The sequence below is a fragment of the Enterococcus sp. AZ062 genome (assembly GCF_051715065.1).
Lineage (GTDB): Bacteria > Bacillota > Bacilli > Lactobacillales > Enterococcaceae > Enterococcus_B > Enterococcus_B mundtii.
The window spans coordinates 73,072-93,609 of the sequence record NZ_JBIOTB010000002.1; the positions used below are offsets into that span (position 1 = coordinate 73,072).

The window sequence follows — 20,538 nt, forward strand, 5'->3', positions numbered from 1 at the left end:
TTTGAAAAAGTGAGGAGGAAAAAAGTTGCGTGAGTTTCAGATGGCTTTTATTACCAGCGCAGAGGTCAAGCGATGGATGCAGGTGTTAAGTGTGATGGAACAAGAACGGCGTTTTACGATTGGAGAGCTGAGTGAACAACTAGCTATTTCACAACGTACCTTAATAAAAGATATTCAAACATTCAAAAAATATTTTGGTACAAGCATCGAATTACGTTCGAATTACAGTGGGTATCATTTTGAAGAACGAAATCGTAGTGACTACCAAGAGAAAAAAGAACAACTGTTGGAAAACGAAGTGCTATTTGAAATCGTGGGAAATGTTTTTTGTGGAAAAGATTTTACAATAGCTGACTTAGCTCACCAATACAGTTACGCAGAGAGTACTTTACGAAGGTTTTTTTTAAGAATCCGACCGGTATTAGCTGAGTATGAGTTAACATTGGCTTTTAATCCAGTCAATTTTTTAGGGGAAGAAGTCAATATCCGAAAGTTCTTTTTTGATTTTTATTATAGCAGTGAACAGACTCCGTATACAATCCGTCCGCCAGAAAGCTTACATACGTTGGTCTTGAATGAACTGTCTGGTAAATTGGGGAAGTATGAATTGGGTACAGGAATCACGATTTCAGCCTTTTATTACCATCTTTATATCGCAATGGTCCGAGTCCATCAAAACCATTTTGTGTCCTTACCTGAATGGCTAAAAGCAAGCATTTATCAAGAAAAAGATTTTCAGTTGCTTTATTCTTTACAAGAAAGGATCAAAGAGGAATATGAGATTTATCTACCAAAAGAAGAATTTGCTTGGATCCATTTATTGATTATTTCCAAACGGACGATTCATCGTGTGGACCAAGAACAAACTTTTAACCAACGATTCAGCCACTGGAAGGATCTTCAGTTTATCGTGTCAGATTACCTTTCTGACCCTTTCTTTGAACAGTGGGATACGAATACTCTAGGACAGTTTATGACCTCTTTTTTCATTTCGCGTTTGATGAATGAAGCAGTGGGTCCGGTGTTGAACAAAGAGCTAGAAGAAATCCATTGGATGGTGAAGAAAAGCGATAAACAGATTTATGAGGCCCATAAACAATTCCTCTTAAAACACGCCCAAGTACTCAGTTTTTCTGCCCAATATTTTGAAGATATCGTGGTGAGTTTTACGACATATATGAACTTATTGTTCCACTATTACCAACCGGTCAAAAAAGTTTTATTTTTATTAGAAGGTGACTACTTAATAGTTCAATCGATTCGAATGCAGGCACGTGTACTATTAGGAGAATATCATAAGCTGTTGTTTATGCAGCTTCAAGAATTGACGCCGGAACGTTTAAATGATGTGCATGTTGATTTGATTGTAACGAACTATCGACCGTATCTTTTGGATTTCGCTCTTGACACGGATCATATTCTTATGAGCAGTATTCCTACGGCGCAAGATTGGGCAAGAGTCAAGCATCAGTTGAATCCACTGATCGATCAGGAAACATTTTAAAAGAAGGAATGAAAAAAATGACGACATTTTTTACAAAAAAAGCGTATCTGGAGGGCTTTAAAAGTATCTTTGAAGAGGCTGAAAAGCGAGCAAGTGAAGACCTAAAGGTCTATTTAAACACCCAGATCCAACAATTGGAGACCTTAGTGAGTCAGATCTGTCAGGAAAATTTTTGGGAAATATTTCCGGAGATCTTAGGAATCGATGCCAAGATGAGGCTATTAGCAGATTTGCTCAACTTTGATAATTTTCTAGATGTGAAAGAAATACTTAGAATCGTTGAAAGTGACTATCTCACCTACTTCAAAGAACTATGTGGGTACAATCGTAGTATGCATCCAAATCATTCCATGATTTTTAATGTGGTATGATGGATCGACTGCTTGTGGATTATATTCAAGAACTGGAAAAGCTGACTTAGAGGAGGGTGAAGTGAATGGTTGTTTTTTCAAGACTCGTTTTTCAAATTTTTTTAATTTTATAATATCAGTACCTAATATTTTCCTTTTGTTGAAAAATATAAAGCATTCTCAATGGCTATATAGATTATCGAAAACTATACGAAATCCTTACACAAAAAAATAGACGAAATATTACTCTATTTTATGTGCTTTATTTCACAATGTTTTATATTTAAAATATAGGAGGATATTATTAGTTAAAAGTTGAAGCCTATATTATTTAAGGGAGATAAAAACTAAAACAGTTGCTTAGTATATTTGATCGGAAAAGATAGTAATTATAAAATATTTTTAAAGGAGAAAGTAGTTATGCAGAATAGAAAGTTTAGAATGTGGAACCTTTTGTTAATCCTATCTTTTATAAACTTTATCAGTTTAAGTCCTATTGTACGAGCAGAAGAAATCGATTTCCATACGAGAGCAATACTACCTAATAATGATAGAACCCAAATAATAGATACTTCAATAGAACCTTATCAGTCAGTATGTTTTATTTATGTGAATAATGCTACTCAAGGATCTGGTGTGGTAGTAGGGAAAAATGCTATCCTGACTAACAGACACGTTGCAAATGCTGCAAATAATGGAGATCCCGCTAATATAAAAGTAAATGCAGCTCGAGTTTCTAATACTGAGTATAAAGGAACATTCTATGGAGAAGAAATCAAATATAGTCCAGATGGACAAGATTTAGCTATCGTTTATTTAAAACCTAATACAGAGGGACAGAATATCGGTGACGTTGTAACTCCAGCTAAATATATAAATAATCCCACTACTACAGTTGGAACACCTATCAGAGTGATTGGTTATCCAGGAGATAAACCATGGGCTACCATGTGGGAGAGCAAAGGCGTATCTACGACTGAAACAACGAATCGAATTTATTACAATGCTAGTACTTTTGGCGGGAATTCAGGATCACCAGTGTTCAATAATCAAAATGAAGTAATCGGAATTCATTTTGGTGCTGTTAGTGGTGAAAATATGGCCGTTCGCTTTAAACCAAGTATTTATGAATTCATTAGAGAAAATGTTGAACTTTAAAAAATGTGATAAAAATATTTATTTACAAGATATTTTTTAAAGAGCCTATTCATTTTTAATTTCTAGAGCGTACAGAAAATGACCCAATGTTTATAAAATTAGTATACCACCCAATTGTGTAATATACTGAATATAGTGATATACTTTGAAACGTATTAAGAGTGCTATTCTTCCATTTATACTCTCCTTTTGCTTATCAAACAATTATTGCAACAAAACGCATACGTAGTGATGCACAAGGAGGAAATAGTATGAATAATGGTACAGTAAAATGGTTTAATGCAGATAAAGGTTTTGGTTTTATCACCGGAGAGAATGGCCAAGATGTCTTTGCTCATTTTTCTGCGATTCAAGCAGATGGCTACAAATCTCTTGATGAAGGTCAAGCAGTCACCTTTGATACTGAAGAAGGTCAACGTGGCATGCAAGCCGTTAACATTTGCACAGCATAAATGATTTGTTCAACCGTCTCAATTGTTTGAGACGGTTTTTTTAATACTTAAAAAGGGGAGATTATTATGAGTTTTGGAAAATGGAAACCAATAGAATCATCGATCGAAGGCTTGGCTTTTAAAGAAGATCAACAGGTGTCATTTAAACATAACAAGAAACAAGTCGTCGGAACCATTGTAACTCTGCTAAATAATTCGGCAGTTGTCACTTTAAGCATGGACAAAGTAACCGCTACTTCAGAAAAAACGGTGATCAATTACAAAAATTTAGTAGCTATCTGAATCAAGCTTCACTCTTTGAAAAAGGTAGCATGAAATTCACCACAGTACTTCCTGATTGGAATAACTAAAATGCGTAGGCCCTTACTTTGGTAAGAGTTTTTTTATTGGTTAATGATTATTTTTCCTTATATAGGCATTCTTATTGTTGATTTCATTTTTAATTCTATAAACTGTTTGTCTAGTAATATTGTAGTTTTTTGCAATTTTTTGAAATAGCGACGCCATTTGCTTTCGCAATCTTTATCCCTTGTGCCTGGCGTCGTTTTGATTCTGTACGTTTCTGTTCGGCAATCATGGCCAAACACTTCAGCCCTAATCGATAGATGGGTAATTGTTGCTACAGATTGTTTCTCGATGAAAATTTTTTCTGCGTCGAACTTTTTCATTTATGTAATTTGTCGTTGTTCATTTGGATCAATCGACGAAACTCAAATACCAGTAATTTTCAAAATTCTACCTACTTTCTCGAACCATTTAAAAAACACCCTAATGATACATAATCTACACTAATGTAAATTTTTTCATGTGTTTATGAAAAAGAAGGATTATATTTTTCTGTGTTAGATATACTATACTTTATTGAAAGAACGAGCGTATAGTAATGGGCACCCAAGCGCATTAAACAAAAAATCACAGATTATCTGATTATTTTATTTAATGACTAAGCTAACTACCAACTAATTTAGTTGAATGAAAACAGATAGATAGTTTAAACATATGGGTAATTAAGCTTGCGTAGAATATATGCTCAATTTAGAAACAAAATCAATAATGTATTATCCCATTTATAAATAAAAAAATTTCCTATGCATCTATGGTTAAAATTGTTGTATTGATCTTAGATAAGTTAGTGAAGTGTTAGTATAAAATTTTCCGTGTTTAAGAAGATTCGCCAGGGGGAAAAGTAATGATTAGTAATAAAGAAGAAAAAAAATTAATCGCAGAAATCGATAAAAAAAGAACTGAGTATATGAAGAGTAAAAGGTATGGTAAAGATATATGTGAATTATTCCTTCAAAATTTTAATTTTAAAGGAAATACGTTAGATAAATTAGATGTTCAAAAAGAAATATTTCCGCTCGTAAAACAAGCTATTGAATCTTATCCAGAAGAACTTCAACATCGTAATATTGATTTAATAAAGTCTTCTTTAGATCGAAGCTACTATGCTTCCCAAAATGCGACTCTTTTATCTCATTATACTGACCAACTTATCAATCATAATGATGATAGTTTCTTAGTAGTGCCAACTGGGTTTAAAACCAAAACTGGAGCGCATGAAGTATCGTGCATTATAAAAAAAGTTGGTGAAGAAATTCAAGTGGAAATATTTGACAAAGCTGGTGCTTCTCCTCCTGAACGTCTTGAAAAATCAAATGAGAATTTCAATAATTATGAAAAAAATTATATTGTAAGCAATTATTTCTATAAAATAGATAATACTCCTGATGGCATTAATTCAATGGCTAAAGCTATTGCAAGTGGGTTTACAGATAGAGGATTTAAACCTTCTGATATAAAATATCAACCGTTACACTTTCTTAGTAAGATAGCAAATAGCGAGTATTATGGACGCAATGTTACATCAAGTCAATATATACAAGGAAACTGTTTAATGAAAGAGGTGGTAGCTTCATTGAAAAGGGTACTCTCAGAAAAAAGTTCTCCAGGGCAGTTAATCTTTTCCACTGATAAACAAGGTAGAACAGATTCTTTGAACGGTATTCTTACAGAAGTTGCGTGTTTCCGGTTAGAAAAAATGGGGTATGGAACTGATATCAGTAATTATTTAAGAGAGCAATATAAAATGTATTGTTATTTAAAAGATGATAGAAACAAATATCCAGAAGACATTAAAGTTATGAGAAAGATAGAAAATGGTAAAATATTAAATAAACATTTTACTAATAGCATTCCAGAATTTAAAAGAGTAGCTTCTTATAATATTGAAGCATCACTTCATAATAATAAAAAAAAGAATCTTCTTAGTAGATTTAAAAAGTTTATAAAATTAGAAGGAACGAAAGTTCGAGCCAATCAATTGACTAAGGAAGAAATAACGGTAATACGATCAAACGTCAATGATATTAGAAAAAACTTAGAAAAAGATAAAGAAAAAATAAATAGGAATTTTAATAACATCAAAGAGAAAGCTTTAACTATGTCAATGTTTATAGAGCCAAACGTCTCCAGAGGATCAGTGAGAAATTCTTCGGTAAAAAATCATAATGTACGAGACTAATGTATCAAGAGGTTGAAATAAGTCTGCTTTAAATTTGTTGTATTTGATTGAAAGATCAAAAATCTACTAAAATTTTTTTATGTCTCTAGAAAGTCCAGTAAAGAAAGCTTCAACTATTTTTTTGCCCGTTGATTTGTATCCTCCAATTAAAGAGAAGTAATATCTGGATCAAGAACACCTTCCAAATAATCACTTCGATCGATTTTTTCAACAATAAGAATGACTTTTTCTATTCGGAAAAGAGTTTAGTTGGTCTAAAATCTAGTTATTCAATCAAGAATTAGTGAACGGATAAGGCGTAAATGTGTGTAAATTACAGGAAGATATTGTATGAGTACAATTGAATTTACTGTAGATAGACATCATCAGGAAATTAGAAGGATTAATATTTATCAACAAATATTTGTTATCAATAGAACCTACAAATAAATATTTTATGGAATTTAAATGAAATGATAAAAAATAAAAGAAAACAAATTTTTCGCTCTTATATGAAAAAATTGTTTTTTTTTGAAAATATAAAATGTTATCCTTTTAGAAAGTAAATGCTTATATACTAGTACATTTTTACTAAAAATTATCAAAAACCTTCGTTTTTAATAATGTAAATACGTTATTTATATTTTTTAATTGAAAACCTAATATAATCACTTTTTCAAGACATCTGATGCAATCGGATGTCTTTTTTTGTCGTCTCCTTAAAAACGAAGATTTTTGGGAATACTGAGGGAGACGAATATGGAACGTAAAAATAGATACATACTAAGTATAGGTATGTTACTTATTCATGTGTATGCACCGTTAGTTGTTCATGGAACAGAAATACGTTCGGTGGAAACCGAAGGGACGATTGGTTTTACTGGGGTATATGAAATACCTGGAACACCTGAACCAGCACCGGAAGGTGCGATCAAGCAAGATTTACCAAAAGAAATTGCTCAACACCCCTCAATGGTCAATCACTCAATATCCAGAAGATTACCGAAAACAAACGAGAGTCAGAAGCGCATATGGTCAACGTCTGGTCTATTGCTTGTCAGCACAATACTTGGCTTATGGTTTTGGCGACACAAAAAGAAAAAAACAAATAAAGAAAGTAGGATTTAAATAGATGAAATTTGTTAGATTAGCAACTATTGCAGCGCTAAGCTCTACCATTTTTGCCGGAGGACTCACAGCATTCGCAGACGACACAATTGAAGAAACATCAAAAGAAATACGTAACGTCACAACCGATGGAACAATTGAATTTACACCAAATGAAGAGGAAGACCTCGTCGTTGTTCCACCAGAAGGAGGACCAGATGTTGAGATCGAGCCTGAAGTGCCAGGCACAACTGGACCTTTATCGATCATGAAAGCTGCCACGATGAATTTCGGTTCACAAGTGATCTCGAATCAGGATCAAACTTACAATATGATCGCAGAAAAACAACAAAAAACCGGTACGACTGGTGAAGCAAATAAAGTCCCTTATGTCAGTTTTGCACAAGTACAAGATGTCCGTGGGACGAATGCGGGTTGGGATCTACAAGTACGTATGACAGATTTCAAAGCAACGACTGAAACAGTCAATGATACTTTGCGTGGTGCACAGATTTCATTATTGAATCCAAGAATCCAGTATGGAGGAAGTACGCCTGGTAATGCACCAGTGGCTCATGCAGCTGAATTAAAATTAATACCAAATGAGTCTGCTGTATCCGTGATGACTGCGGAAAAAGATAAAGGTGCGGGTGTTTCTTCCGTCGTTTGGGGGGATCAAGCAAACTTAGATGCACAAGAGGCGGACGATAAGGTTGATGTAGTTACAAATAATGCCATCCGATTATTTATTCCTGGTTCGACAGCGAAAGATGCGACACAATACAAATCCACACTGACTTGGGAATTATCTTCTACTCCTTAGAATGACGATAACGAAGATGTAAACCAACCTGAGTAAAATGTTGGCGTATAGTCATGACGAAACCAACGGTTTCAGTTGATAGAAACAAAAGATGTAGCGTTACAATTTTGTAGCGCTACTTTCTTTAAAGGAAGGGGTAAATGAATGAAACAAGTCAGTACATATCGAAAAAATATAATCCAACAAACAGGAATGATACTGTTTCTGTTATTGGTCAGTTTGGTGGCACCGATGCGTGTGGGGGCAGAAGAGGGAACCTTGAATTTTTATGTGACACCGGAGTTCTCAGACAATCAACAGTCAGGAAATAATCGCTATTTTCAGTTGACACTTGCACCGGATGCGACAGAAAAACTGACATTGAAACTACAAAACGCCAATGCAGAAGCAAAGAAAATCAAAATCACGCCACATACTGCGTATACGAACGTGATGGGGGTTGTGGAATACGGGCAAGACGCGGAAAAAGCAGATCCCACACTCAAGCACTCGCTGGATGAATTGATCGAACAACCCGAAATCCTTGAACTTGGTGGCAATGAAACGAAAACGGTGACACTTGATCTGAAGATGCCAAAAGAAGCCTTTGAAGGATTCTTAGCGGGTGGCTTAAGGGTATCCGAAGTCAAAGAAGACATAACTGAAGAAACAAGCGAGGAAGAAGGAGTCGCCATCCAAAACGAGTTTGCGTATATCCTCGGTGTGGTGGTGAGTAACAATCAAGATGCCGTGCAACCTGATTTAGAGTTGTTAGATGTTTTTGCCGATCAACTCAACTACCGCAATGTGATCAGTGCGAATCTACAAAACTTCACCCCGACGTTCGTAAATCGCTTAGAAGTTGAAGCCACGGTGCAACGAGTTGGCGAAGAGGATATTTTATACCAAGCAAGTCAAGAACAAATGCAAATGGCACCAAATTCTAATTTCAATTTTCCGATTTCTTTAGAAGGCGCTCGTTTTCGCAGTGGTGAATATTTGTTGAAAATGACGGCACGTTCTGGGGAAGATGAATGGCAATGGGAACGGAAGTTTACAATTGATACAGATGAAGCTCGAGCATTGAATCAACAAGATGTCACGATTGATACGAGTCTTAATTGGTGGCTCGTTGCAGCGATTAGCCTGATTATTCTATTGTTATTACTTATTGTTTGGCTACTTATTAAAAAACGAAGACCTAAAAATGACGAGGAGGTCAAGCCCGATGAAAATTAAAAAAGCCTTGGTTTTGATAAGCACTTGTCTTCTTTGTTTTCCTTTGCTTTTTTCTCCAGTGATTGCAACGAGTATGTCTGTGTTTGCGATCGATAATTCTGTGGAACTAACAAAAGAAGCAGAAGTATTGGATCCACTAACTTATACACATGATTATTCAAGCTCTTCTGATAATCATGAAGTAACAGCAACTTCGGAAAATTCAGAAAAGCCAGAAAAAAATGAAAGTGAAGAGGTAAGTAATCGTGCTACTGAATATCGTTTAGAATTAATTGCAAGCCCTCCAGCCGGTGGCAACCCAAGACGAACTGATTCTGCAGGATCGAATGTGGTATGGCTCCGGGTAGGAGATAATATGGGGAATATGAGAGCATTTCCCAATCCCGGTTATCGATTTTTACACTGGGAAGTCGCCTCAGGTCCGATATTTATATTTAGTCCAAATAGCGAAGATCTTAGTGTAAGCCAAAGAGAACCTGGAAACTCTGTGATTCGTGCAGTCTTTGAGCCAGTTCAAGGTGGAAATGTTACTGTAAAGCATGAAGATGAGGCAGGGAATCAATTAGCTGATTCTAGCGTGCTGACTGGTTTAGTTGATCAAACTTACACAACTGAAGCGCTAAACATTAGTGGTTGGCAATTGAGTAAGATTCCTGAAAATGCCTCTGGAACTTTTGGAGTAGAAGAACAAACGGTTGTATATACTTATGAGCCTGAACAGAATCTATGGGGAACGGTCCCTTGGTCGTATGAGGAAGGAACTGAAACAATCACATTATATGGTGGGGAAGCTGGCGCAAGAGGAGATGCTCCATGGAAAACCTACTCTTCGGTCAAACAAATTATCGTAGAAGATCAAGTGATATTACCATCAAATTCCACCGCTTTATTTTGGGCATTGGCAAATTTGGAAAGTATTGATAATGCTGGGAGATTTGACACCTCGAATGTCACTAATATGTATAATATGTTTGGTGGAACGAACAACATAAAAACGTTAGATCTTTCAAACTGGGACACATCGAAAGTTACTGATATGGCATTTATGTTCAATCTTAATAGTAATCTAGAAACCTTAAATGTTTCAAACTGGGATACGTCAAATGTTACCAGTATGAGAGCGATGTTCCAGGCTACCGAAAGTCTAACAGTGATAGATGCTTCCAATTGGGATACGTCAAGTGTTACCCTTATGAGATATATGTTCAGTGGTGCAAGGAATCTAGAAACCTTAAATGTCTCAAACTGGGATACGTCGAATGTTACCGATATGGAAGCAATGTTCCAGAATGCCGAAAGTCTAACAGCGATAGATGTTTCAAGCTGGAATACGTCGAATGTTACCGATATGGGATGGATGTTCAATGGTGCAAGGAATCTAGAAACCCTAAATGTTTCCAATTGGAATACTACAAATGTCTCTGGAGCTACCAGTATGTTTTCTAATACGACCAATCTTTCAGAGCTTCATCTAGGAACAAAGTCCCGATTTGACCATTTGGCTAGTCCTCCTACTATGCCTACCATTACTTCTTCAGATAACTATACTGGCAGTTGGGTCTATTATTTGAATCAAGCAAATACAATTCCTGAAGCCTATATTGCCTCTTCTTCAGCTAATTTTTGGCGGGAATACGATGGCAGTAATCCAGGTACCTATCAGTGGCAAAAAAAAGGATCAGTAGTCGTTCATTACAAAGATATCAATGATCAAGAAATTATCGCTTCAGAAATCATTACTGGTGGGATACGTGAACCATTTCAAATTGAAGAAAAAGCAATTGAAGGGTATACGTTACAAGAAATTCCAGATAATACTTCCGGTCGATTTACTGAAGAAGAACAACCCGTCATTTTTCGATACATGAAAAATACAGTAGATCCTGTAGATCCATTAAATCCAGAAATTGAAGTTGATCCAGAAAGTAAACCAAATCTACCTGAAGATCAAGGACTATTGAGTATTGACTTTGTTTCATCTTTTAAATTTGGTTCACAATCTATTTCGGTTAATGACCAAACCTATTATGCACAACCACAGCGCTTACTAAATGAAAATGGGACGGTTAAAGAGACAGAAGAACGCCCAAACTATGTTCAGATCAGTGATCGACGCCCAGAATCTGAGCGTAATGGTTGGGAATTAGCAGTCACGCAAAAAGAACAATTTAAAGGGAAAGAAAACCAAGTATTGAATGGTGCTAGTATAAGTCTGTCGAACCAACAAGTAGTTACTGCTCAAGGCGGAACAGCGCCTGGACTGCAATCTGCTCCCTGTGAGCTAATCCCAGGGAATCGTCGTATCTTATTAAAAGCACAAGGGAATGAAGGGATAGGTACTTGGATTTATCGTTTTGGGAATGCTGAAACGGCAAAAGAAAGTGTGGCACTCAATGTACCAAAAGGAGCGAATCCAGAAGCAACTACTTATTCGACCAAGTTGACGTGGGAATTAAGTAGTGTTCCTGACAATTAGAAAAGCATTCCATTTTCTCTACTCTTGCTATAACTTTACAAACTTTGATAAATCCAAAAATTGCTATCCAGAATGATAATCTAAATACTGTAGCTAGATCCATAAAAATAAAGACAAAGGGAAAGGAGAATGTAAGATGAAACCACTCTAACAAAGGATGAATATCTGCGTCAGTTTCAAGAAAGAATGTCACATGACAAAAGAGAAAATGAAGAACTGAATGCGTACTTAACGCAACAGTTCGAGGAACTTAATCAATTGATAAGCACGATTTCACCAGACAATTTTTGGGAAAATCTCCCTAAAATTATAGGGATTGATGCGAAACTAACACTAATGGCAGAAATAATTTGTTACGACTATAGTAAATTGCCAATAAAAGAGATTTTGCGGCTTGTGGAGACGGACTACCGTACGTATTTTAAGGAATTTTGTGGCAATGATCTGAGTGCAAATAATAAATATTCAATGGTATTTAATGTAGTATAAATTTCTAAGAAAAGGAAACACCTAATAACTACTTAGGTGTTTCCTTATCCATTATTTTACTAAGATAACGATAAATAGTTGTTCGAGAAACATTCCAACGTTCGGCAATCGTCTTAATAGGCGTACCGTTATCTACTAGAGTCTTCAGTAATTCCAAGTCCTGAGAAGTTAGCTTTTCAGGACGGCCACCAAACCTTCCTCTTGCACGTGCAGCTTCTCTTCCAGCAGCCGATCTTTCCAAAATCAAATTGCGCTCAAATTCGGCAAAAGCCGCAAACAAATGAAACATAAGTTGTCCCGTAGAGCTAGATTTGTCCATTGTAATATTTTCTTGAAGACTATGAAAACTCACACCACGTTCATTCAAACGATTGACGATCGAAATCAGATCTTCCATATTTCTTCCCAGCCGATCCAAACGCCAAACTACGAGAGTATCTCCAGAACGAACAAAATCGATGGCCATTTCCAATCCTGGTCGATTACTTTTTGCACCACTCATATGATCGGTAAAAATTTTCTCGCAACCAAATTTATTTAAACTATCTTCTTGCAAATCTAAATTTTGTAATCCGGTTGACACCCGGGCGTATCCTATTTTCAAAAAAATCACTCCCAACTAAAGTCTATTGTAACATAACTTTATTCATATAGATTAGTTGAACATAGATTTCGATATGGGTTTATGAACACTAAAAGTATAGAAAAATTTAAATTTGAGGTAAAAAAATCGAGTGTTCAGAAACGGGTGATTTTATGTACACTGAATGCTTAAATAAATATTTTAAAACCATTGCGTTACTCAGTGTTGTGTATTATCATGACATAAAAGGAGTGATATCTATGCTTATTACAAAATCTAGATTACAAGGAAGTTCTGTAGTAATTACTCTTCCGTCTGATAATGGTAAAAAACCCTCAGATAACCAAGAATATATCGTTGTATATTCTGATGATGGAACAATTACGTTAGTTCCTAAAATCGATGATCCATTTAGTGGAGGAGAAGAATCTGAGTATTATGAAAAAGATGAATGGGAAGATTTAACTCCTGAAGGGAGAGAAATTTTATAGTGTCAGAAGATAAAAATTACATTCCTAAAAAAGGAGATATTGTTTGGATTGATTTTGATCCTTTAACAGGAAACGAAATTCAAAAGAGACGTCCAGGATTAGTTGTTTCTCGGTATGAGTTTAATCGGAAGACAATGTTTGCGGTAATCTGTCCAATTACTTCTACTATAAAGAACCTACCGACGCGCTATTCTCTGCCTGAAGATTTAGATACAAATGGGCAAGTACTTATTTCTCAATTAAAATCACTTGATTTCAAAGAAAGAAAACTCAAAAAAATAGAAAATTTACCTTTACAAGATATGGCTAAAATTGATCAAATTATCCAGTATATATTTTAAGCATTGTAAATTTAATTACGATACTTAAGGCTGTAGACAACCTCCTAAATTGTGTGTGTGTTTTGTAGTCTGAACAATCCAACGATCACTTGGATTGTTTTTTTTTTTTTGTGGAATTTAAGCGTTATCTTTTTGTTCAAAAAAATTACACAAAAAACAGATTAGCTTTAGAAAGAGAATAGGTCTGTAATGTATGATAGTAAATATAACAAGAGAAACATAACTAAAACAAATAGAAGAGGATGGTTTTTTATGATGAAAAAAGGAACAAAGTATAAAGGGTATCTGGTATTAGTATGTTCTATCGGTCTTTTAGCAGCATGCAGTTCAGAGACCAAAGATACAAGTGAATCAGAGATGCCAAAAGTAAAAAGTGAACGAAAAGTAACCGTGGATGGGAAAGAAGGAACAGAAAAAGTTTTTGATAATGGAATGATTGTTCAAGAGTTTGATGACGAAGTGTCGGAAACAGTCGAAGACTAAGCATTGGATAGAATGTAGTAAGCGCTTTTTATGACTGATCTTAATGAAGGAGTAGGTACATGAAGCCTAAAAAAAGAAAAAAATTCAACCGAAAATGGTATTTGCCAGTAGCAGTCATCACCGTTTTACTAGTGGTTGGTGCAATCAGTATAGTTGCTTCTAGTGGGAAAACAAAAGAAGAAAATTCAGAAACAAATATTGAAGCCCGGTCTGTCAAATCCCTTATTGATGAGGTGAAAGCGGCGAATTTGATTTTAGCAGGAAAAGTCATGCCAAACAATAGCAACAAAATCAAAATTGATCCAGAACGAGGAACAGTGAAAGATATTCTGGTAAATGAAGGAGATGTCGTAGAAAAAGGGCAACCTTTGTTTACATACCAAACGGATCAACAGAGAAAAGTTGTGGAAGCTGAAATGGACGTAGAAATCAAAGTGAGAGCAGTAGAACAAGCACGAGTGACTGCAAATCAAAAATGGACAGCACATAACCAAAAAGTAGCAGAGCTTGGAAAAGCAAGACAAGATTATGCGAAGGAAAAATCCGAAGAGTTACAAAGTACGATCAAAGTATTAGAAGGAGAAATCACAGGTCTACATGCAGACGCTATTGCTAGCGACAATGAAGTGAAGAATGCCGAAACAGAATTGCGAAAAGTTCAACTACTTCACGAAAGTGAAAAAGAACGACTGAATGAAGACACAGTGACAGCTGATCACTCAGGAAGAATCCAATCGTTGAATCGTGACTTAGTCAATCAATCAAAAGAACGTCAAAAAGAAGATAATTTTATGGAGATCCTTGATGATTCGAACTTGTATGTAGATGGTCAAGTCACTGAATTTGATCGTGAAAAAGTCGCTGTCGATCAGCGAGTTGAAATCATGGATCGTAAAGACCCAGAGAAAACTTGGCAAGGAAATATTGTACAGGTGGCAAACTTAACTGGAGATGAAAAACAAGAGGATCAAAAAGAAGAGAATCCTAATTTATCTAAGTTTCCTTATAAAGTTAAGATCGATCCAAAAGAAGAAATGCCACTGATTGGTTCCAATGTGTATGTCAATGTTTTACCGAAAGATTTTGTGTCAGGAAAAGTGATCATCAACCAAAGATACCTCATGGAAAAAGATGGAAAATATTATGTATGGAAAGTAGAAAATGATCGGATCAAAGAGCATGAAGTAAAGGTAAATCCTATGGATGATGAACTTGCAGAAATAGTCGAAGGATTGACTGTTGAAGATCAGCTTGCTTTGCCTCAAACAGGAATGGTCGAGGGAATGGAGGTTGGTGCAAGTGTTGACGCTTAACAACATTCAGAAGTCATATTGGCAAGGCGGGAAAGAACTAAAAGTCCTTAAAGATATCTCTTTGCAAATCAATGAAGGAGAACTGGTCGCAATCATGGGGCCATCGGGGTCAGGAAAGTCGACGTTGATGAATATCATTGGTTGTCTGGATACAGCTACATCAGGGGATTATATCGTTGAAGGAACGGATGTCAAAACGTTAGCGGACAATTCATTAGCTGATTTTCGTAATGCAAAAATCGGCTTTGTTTTCCAGAATTTCAATCTCATGCCAAAATTAACCGTTTCGCAAAATGTGGAAATGCCATTAACGTATAAAAAAGTCAATAAAAAAGAGCGGCGTAAGCGTGCCTTGGATATGTTGCAACTCGTAGGATTAGAGGATCGAAGTGACTTTAAACCAATGGAATTATCAGGAGGACAAAAGCAACGTGTCGCAATTGCGAGAGCTTTAGTGACTAACCCTAGTTTTGTTTTAGGTGATGAGCCGACAGGGGCACTTGATACAAAAACCAGTAGCCAAATCATGGATCTCTTTAAGGAATTTCATCAAGCGGGAAAAACAATTATTCTAATTACCCATGAGCCAGAAATCGCAGCGTTATGTCAGCGAACGATCACTTTACGAGATGGTCAAATAATCAGCGACGAACAAAATGAAGTGAGGTGATCGAGAATGGAAGAAATCAGATTTGCCTTACAATCGATTTTTGCTCATAAAATGCGTTCGGTATTGACTATGCTAGGTGTCATCATTGGGATTGCTGCCATTATTTCGATTTTCAGCATCATCGGAGGAAACACCGAAAAAATGAAACGAGAAATGATTGGTGGTAACAATAATACGATGAATATCCAATATGACAGAAAAAGTGCTTTCCAACAGAACACTATGTCAGATGGAATCTTATCTGGAAAGGAAGAGAAAAAACCGTTATATTTTCCATTCTTAGACGAGGATGTACTAAAGAAAGTCAATGAGATACCAGAGGTCTTAGCAAGTGGTTTGTCTTATCAAAAGGAAGGGAAAATCTACAGGAAAGCCAAAGGGACCGACGCCAAAGTTTCTGCTGTCACTTCTTCTGTAGCCGATTTGGAGCAGTTAAACTTCATCAAAGGGGAAGGATTTACTGCCCAAGCATTCAAAGAGCAACAACAAGCAATTTTTCTGGAAGATTCCTTGTATGACGAATTATTTCCAAATGAAGAAGGGATCGGACAGTTTGTCGAAGTGAATGGGGTGCCATTCAAAGTTCAAGGTGTATTTCAGTTAGATCCCAATAGTAGTAATCTATTTAGCTTTGAGAAAAGAGCTTATGTTCCTTTACAGCAAGCGCATAAACTATCTGATGAGTTGGATATTGTTCCCCTTGTCACGATCCAAACAAATAATACCGATCAATTACAAGGCGCTGCAGAAAAAGCTGCAGAGATCCTCAATCAACAGATCCCACCATCTGATTATGAGTATGGGGTGATGAATTTGAAAGAATTTGCCAGAGAATTGGAACGAATGAACCAGTCAAGTTTTATTCTTTTGTCTGGTATAGCAAGTATCTCGTTATTAGTGGGTGGAATCGGTGTGATGAATATCATGTTGGTCTCTGTCACGGAAAGAACGAAAGAAATCGGAATAAAGAAAGCACTAGGCGCAAGAAGAAAAGTAATTTTAAAACAATTTTTAGTAGAAGCGGTCGTCCTGACTTTGATTGGTGGGGTACTAGGTGTGCTTGTTGGTTTGTTAAGTGGCTATGCCATTACGCTATCACTGGATTATCCTTATATCGTATCCGTGATTTCCATTGTCGGTAGCTTAGTATTTTGTTCCCTGATGGGTGTGATATTTGGTCTATTACCGGCGATGAAAGCATCGAAATTAAACCCTATCGAGGCATTACGCTTTGAATAAGGAGAGAGCTATATGGAAAGAATTTTAGTTGTTGAAGATGAATATATGATCAATCAGATCGTGACGGAATTTTTAAAAGAACGCAAGTATGAAGTTTATTCGGTAAGAAGTGGCGAACAAGCATTGGAAGCTTTTGCTGATCAAACATTTGACTTGATCCTATTAGACATTATGTTGCCTGGGATAAGGGGGACGGATGTTTTAAAGAAAATTCGGGAAACGTCGGATGTGCCGATCATCATGCTGACTGCCTTGGATGATGAATATACGCAGTTGCTCAGTTTTTCCCATTTGATCAGTGACTATGTCGTCAAACCTTTTTCCCCACTTATTTTGATCAAACGGATCGAAAATGTGTTTCGGATGAATCAAGGAAATCCCCACATCACTATCGGGGAGTACGCCATTGATCTCGATGGTGGTCTTGTAAAATACCAAGAGGAAGAAATCCATTTAACAAGAAAAGAGTATGATATTTTAGTGATTCTAATAAGAAACAAAGGGAAAATCATCACGCGAGAACAATTAGTGTATCAAGCTTGGTCGTATGAATATCAGTTGGAAAGTCGAATATTAGATAATCATTTAAAAAATATCCGAAAGAAAATGCCACTTTTATCAATAAAAACGATCAAAAATAGAGGCTACAAGCTTGAGGACACCCCATGAGTATCATGTTGAAAAACTTTCTCTTTTCTGGGATCATCATTTTTCTAGTTTCGATTCTTTCGTTGATTGTCTTATATTTTACGATGCCAGTCTACTATGAACGAATGAAGCTGAACGAAATAAACAAGGAATTCAATCAAGTGGCAAAGAGTATAGAGAATAAAGACTTAGCTACCATGCAAAAGGTTGTTGATCAATACTGGTTTGGAAGAGAACAAAGTCTTGATGTCATGCTTCTTAATAACAACGCTCAAGTCATTGGTCCCTTCTTTGACGAGAATGTTGAGTATTCAGAAATAAGCATTTTTTATGATGAAATGAGTCTTTATCAAGAAATTACTGACAAAGAAGGTCACACTTATTATTTAGTTGGTATGTACTCAATGCAACCAGTCGCAGAAGCAAGTCAAGTGTTACTTCATTTATATCCATTTATCATCATCGTCTCACTAATCATTGGGGGGATCGGTGCTTACTACTATAGTATTTATTCGACAAAAAAAATCAAAGAGATATCCAAAGTAACAGAAAAAATGATCGAATTAGATGCGGATATTCGTTGTGATGTCAAAGGTACGGATGAAATCTCACTTTTAGCGCAAGATATCAACCATCTATATGTTTCTTTGATCCAAACAATTGAAGTGTTAGAGCTTGAAGTAGCTAAAACGAAAGAATTGGAACAAGCAAAGTCAGAGTTTATGCAAATCGCTTCTCATGAATTGAAAACACCTGTTGCTTCATTGATGGGGCTGATTGATGGCATGATCTATAATGTCGGAAAATTTAAAGACAGAGAGCGATATTTAGAAGTTTGCAAAAATATTTTGCAAGAACAAACAGAAATGATCAATAATATCCTCTTTGCCTCAAGAAACAATTTGCCCTCAGATGATGTGGTCTATGAAGAAGTCTCAATCAAAGAAATGATCGAACATAAATTGACTTCTTTCCGGATACTTGCTGAAGCAGAACAGAAAAAACTAGTCGTCAATCTAAAAGGGGAGAAAATCATCGGTAATAAAAATGATATTGATAAAATTTTAGATAACCTACTAAGTAATGCCTTCAAATATACGAAGCATGAGGGAGAAATCAGTCTGTTTTTTGATGGTAAACAATTAGTGATTGAAAATGAAGTGAATCAGATACTTACGGAGGAGGAATTAAGTAAGATTTTCCAACCTTTTTATCGACCGGATTTTAGCAGAAGTCGAGATACTGGAGGTTCTGGTTTAGGATTGTTTATCGTACAACAACTTTTTGAAAAATATGGCTGGGAGTATTCATTCAAGTCAACTGCTAATTCCAGAATGTGCTTTTCTGTCATTTTTAGTGGAAGAAGCCTAAATTGATCGATGGTATCGCTAAAGGATAAACGGTCTGTCGCCACAAGATTTATTGGATATTTTTGTGATGGTAGCGAAGCTAATAGCCAAATTGCACAACTGCTATTTGCCAGGGACTTTGATTTTTTATTTTTACACACTCAACTGGAATGTACAAAACCACACTATACCATACCACTAAATAGTAAGAACAAAATGATCAAAAAACTCACAACGTACTAGAAACTCTTGTAGAAAATTTAGTCCCTGGTAAGTAGCAGTTGTGCAATCAGGTTGTGATAGATTGAAAGAAGTCAGGACTACGTTCGCGCAGTCTTGAATTCTTTTTGTATAGATTCTTCTACTATTCCTTGATTTCTCTTTCGCATACAATATTAGGCTCTTCGACAAGTAGTTTTAGTGAGTTCAAATGGAAAAAATTATCGAGAATCAATTTGAATTTCTCTTTTTTTTTTTACTTTTAAAAAAATAGTGTTAGTAGAAAACAAAATTTTCCCACCAACACTAGATATTATAGAACCGTTATTTTTTGATTCATCAGCCTACTTTATTGTAGAGCTTTTGCACTTTAAATCCCCCCTCCAATAAAAAGCTTGGAAGAAATTTATCCGGTTTAATTCATAAGCTAAAGTTCAATGCTAAAAAATTATAATTAAAGAAATACTTGAAAAAGAACATAATATATTTTTTTTAGAGATTAAATGTGACTGTATATTATAATAATTTTTACTACTATAATTTGTAATATAATAAAAGTACTTTACATATTTATCAAAAATTCACTTGTGAGTCAAGTAAATACTAGAGACTTAAGGTGCTAATTCTAGGACTTTGATTCTAGTATTCACTTTTTCCTTTAATAATCACTATAGACGTTTGATAAACAATATTAATTCCCTTTTGTACTTATTAAAGAAAATAATTTTTTAAGAAAAAATTGTGTATTTGATACATGTATTTAGAAAGTATGAAAACAATCTGTAATGATTTATGCGGACCGGAAAAAATTTGTTCTAATTTAAAAATAAGTATAGCTTATAAAAATGATAGTTATATCGTAAATATGGATATTTTTATATTATATTATTTTTGAGTACATGGAAGTTGATAACTAATCAATTATTTTATTTGTATATCGTTTTATTTCTTTACTAATTTTATAAGGGAACCAATTTGAACATTTTCTAATTATTTGATTGATGCACTAAAAATTCTAGGTAAAACAATATCAAGTCTCTTTATGTTTAGTGAGATAGTTGTATAGATTCTTAACAGCTTTTTCTATTACAATTTGGAGCACTCAGCACCCAAATCTTATTA

20 protein-coding genes and 1 pseudogene are annotated in these 20,538 nt (G+C 35.4%); 19 read left to right on the plus strand and 2 right to left on the minus strand.

Going from position 1 to position 20,538, the window contains the following annotated elements:
* Positions 1–25: 25 nt before the first annotated feature.
* From IGJ00_RS15635 to IGJ00_RS15655, 5 genes are all read left to right on the plus strand, one after another.
* A complete protein-coding gene (locus tag IGJ00_RS15635; RefSeq protein WP_115357200.1) occupies positions 26–1,504 on the plus strand; it encodes a helix-turn-helix domain-containing protein in 1,479 nt (492 codons plus the stop codon).
* 17 nt (positions 1,505–1,521) lie between these two features.
* Positions 1,522–1,875, plus strand: coding sequence for a DUF7006 family protein (locus IGJ00_RS15640; RefSeq protein ID WP_438844624.1), 354 nt, complete (start codon positions 1,522–1,524; stop codon positions 1,873–1,875).
* 399 nt (positions 1,876–2,274) lie between these two features.
* Positions 2,275–3,012 (plus strand): trypsin-like serine peptidase, encoded by a 738-nt coding sequence (locus IGJ00_RS15645; RefSeq protein ID WP_438844625.1) that lies wholly within the window; start codon positions 2,275–2,277, stop codon positions 3,010–3,012.
* Between the two features lie 251 nt (positions 3,013–3,263).
* Entirely contained in the window at positions 3,264–3,464 is a 201-nt protein-coding gene (locus IGJ00_RS15650; RefSeq protein ID WP_071868074.1) for a cold-shock protein, read from the plus strand.
* A gap of 66 nt (positions 3,465–3,530) precedes the next feature.
* Positions 3,531–3,746: a DUF2187 family protein gene (locus IGJ00_RS15655; protein ID WP_438844626.1), complete on the plus strand. Its 216-nt coding sequence runs from the start codon at positions 3,531–3,533 to the stop codon at positions 3,744–3,746.
* A gap of 108 nt (positions 3,747–3,854) precedes the next feature.
* Here the strand turns inward: IGJ00_RS15655 and IGJ00_RS15660 are convergent.
* Positions 3,855–4,132, minus strand: a pseudogene (locus IGJ00_RS15660) (helix-turn-helix domain-containing protein).
* 521 nt (positions 4,133–4,653) lie between these two features.
* Between IGJ00_RS15660 and IGJ00_RS15665 the strand changes: the two are divergent.
* The 6 genes from IGJ00_RS15665 to IGJ00_RS15690 all read left to right on the plus strand — a co-directional run bounded on the left by IGJ00_RS15665 (position 4,654) and on the right by IGJ00_RS15690 (position 12,080).
* Positions 4,654–5,988, plus strand: coding sequence for a hypothetical protein (locus IGJ00_RS15665; protein ID WP_438844627.1), 1,335 nt, complete (start codon positions 4,654–4,656; stop codon positions 5,986–5,988).
* A 738-nt stretch (positions 5,989–6,726) separates the two neighbouring features.
* Positions 6,727–7,095, plus strand: coding sequence for an LPXTG cell wall anchor domain-containing protein (locus IGJ00_RS15670; RefSeq protein ID WP_438844628.1), 369 nt, complete (start codon positions 6,727–6,729; stop codon positions 7,093–7,095).
* Between the two features lie 4 nt (positions 7,096–7,099).
* Positions 7,100–7,897: a WxL domain-containing protein gene (locus tag IGJ00_RS15675; RefSeq protein ID WP_438844629.1), complete on the plus strand. Its 798-nt coding sequence runs from the start codon at positions 7,100–7,102 to the stop codon at positions 7,895–7,897.
* Between the two features lie 144 nt (positions 7,898–8,041).
* Positions 8,042–9,115: a DUF916 and DUF3324 domain-containing protein gene (locus tag IGJ00_RS15680; RefSeq protein ID WP_438844630.1), complete on the plus strand. Its 1,074-nt coding sequence runs from the start codon at positions 8,042–8,044 to the stop codon at positions 9,113–9,115.
* Positions 9,105–11,591, plus strand: coding sequence for a WxL domain-containing protein (locus tag IGJ00_RS15685; protein WP_438844631.1), 2,487 nt, complete (start codon positions 9,105–9,107; stop codon positions 11,589–11,591). Before IGJ00_RS15680 ends, IGJ00_RS15685 begins: the two co-directional genes overlap by 11 nt.
* A gap of 165 nt (positions 11,592–11,756) precedes the next feature.
* Positions 11,757–12,080, plus strand: coding sequence for a DUF7006 family protein (locus tag IGJ00_RS15690; RefSeq protein WP_438844655.1), 324 nt, complete (start codon positions 11,757–11,759; stop codon positions 12,078–12,080).
* Positions 12,081–12,108: 28 nt separating this feature from the next.
* On the opposite strand, the gene IGJ00_RS15695 is transcribed toward IGJ00_RS15690, so the two are convergent.
* A complete protein-coding gene (locus IGJ00_RS15695; RefSeq protein ID WP_438844632.1) occupies positions 12,109–12,684 on the minus strand; it encodes a recombinase family protein in 576 nt (191 codons plus the stop codon).
* A 239-nt stretch (positions 12,685–12,923) separates the two neighbouring features.
* On the opposite strand from IGJ00_RS15695, the gene mazE reads away from it, so the two are divergent.
* The 8 genes from mazE to IGJ00_RS15735 all read left to right on the plus strand — a co-directional run bounded on the left by mazE (position 12,924) and on the right by IGJ00_RS15735 (position 19,224).
* Positions 12,924–13,154, plus strand: a complete 231-nt coding sequence (gene mazE, locus IGJ00_RS15700; protein WP_195514590.1) for a type II toxin-antitoxin system PemI/MazE family antitoxin — start codon at positions 12,924–12,926, stop codon at positions 13,152–13,154.
* Positions 13,154–13,495 (plus strand): type II toxin-antitoxin system PemK/MazF family toxin, encoded by a 342-nt coding sequence (locus tag IGJ00_RS15705; RefSeq protein ID WP_438844633.1) that lies wholly within the window; start codon positions 13,154–13,156, stop codon positions 13,493–13,495. The genes mazE and IGJ00_RS15705 overlap by 1 nt, the downstream gene beginning before the upstream one ends.
* Positions 13,496–13,747: 252 nt before the next feature.
* On the plus strand, positions 13,748–13,978 hold the full coding sequence (locus IGJ00_RS15710; RefSeq protein WP_438844634.1) for a hypothetical protein: 231 nt from the start codon (positions 13,748–13,750) through the stop codon (positions 13,976–13,978).
* A gap of 59 nt (positions 13,979–14,037) precedes the next feature.
* Positions 14,038–15,291 carry an efflux RND transporter periplasmic adaptor subunit gene (locus IGJ00_RS15715; RefSeq protein ID WP_438844635.1) on the plus strand — a complete coding sequence of 418 codons (1,254 nt, stop codon included), beginning with the start codon at positions 14,038–14,040 and terminating at the stop codon, positions 15,289–15,291.
* Positions 15,278–15,961, plus strand: coding sequence for an ABC transporter ATP-binding protein (locus IGJ00_RS15720; RefSeq protein WP_019723145.1), 684 nt, complete (start codon positions 15,278–15,280; stop codon positions 15,959–15,961). The genes IGJ00_RS15715 and IGJ00_RS15720 overlap by 14 nt, the downstream gene beginning before the upstream one ends.
* Before the next feature lie 6 nt (positions 15,962–15,967).
* The gene (locus tag IGJ00_RS15725) at positions 15,968–17,200 is read left to right on the plus strand and encodes an ABC transporter permease (protein WP_438712942.1); all 1,233 of its coding nucleotides are present in this window, start codon (positions 15,968–15,970) and stop codon (positions 17,198–17,200) included.
* 12 nt (positions 17,201–17,212) lie between these two features.
* Positions 17,213–17,869, plus strand: coding sequence for a response regulator transcription factor (locus tag IGJ00_RS15730; protein ID WP_438844636.1), 657 nt, complete (start codon positions 17,213–17,215; stop codon positions 17,867–17,869).
* Positions 17,866–19,224, plus strand: coding sequence for a sensor histidine kinase (locus IGJ00_RS15735; RefSeq protein WP_438844637.1), 1,359 nt, complete (start codon positions 17,866–17,868; stop codon positions 19,222–19,224). The genes IGJ00_RS15730 and IGJ00_RS15735 overlap by 4 nt, the downstream gene beginning before the upstream one ends.
* The last annotated feature ends 1,314 nt before the right edge of the window (positions 19,225–20,538 follow it).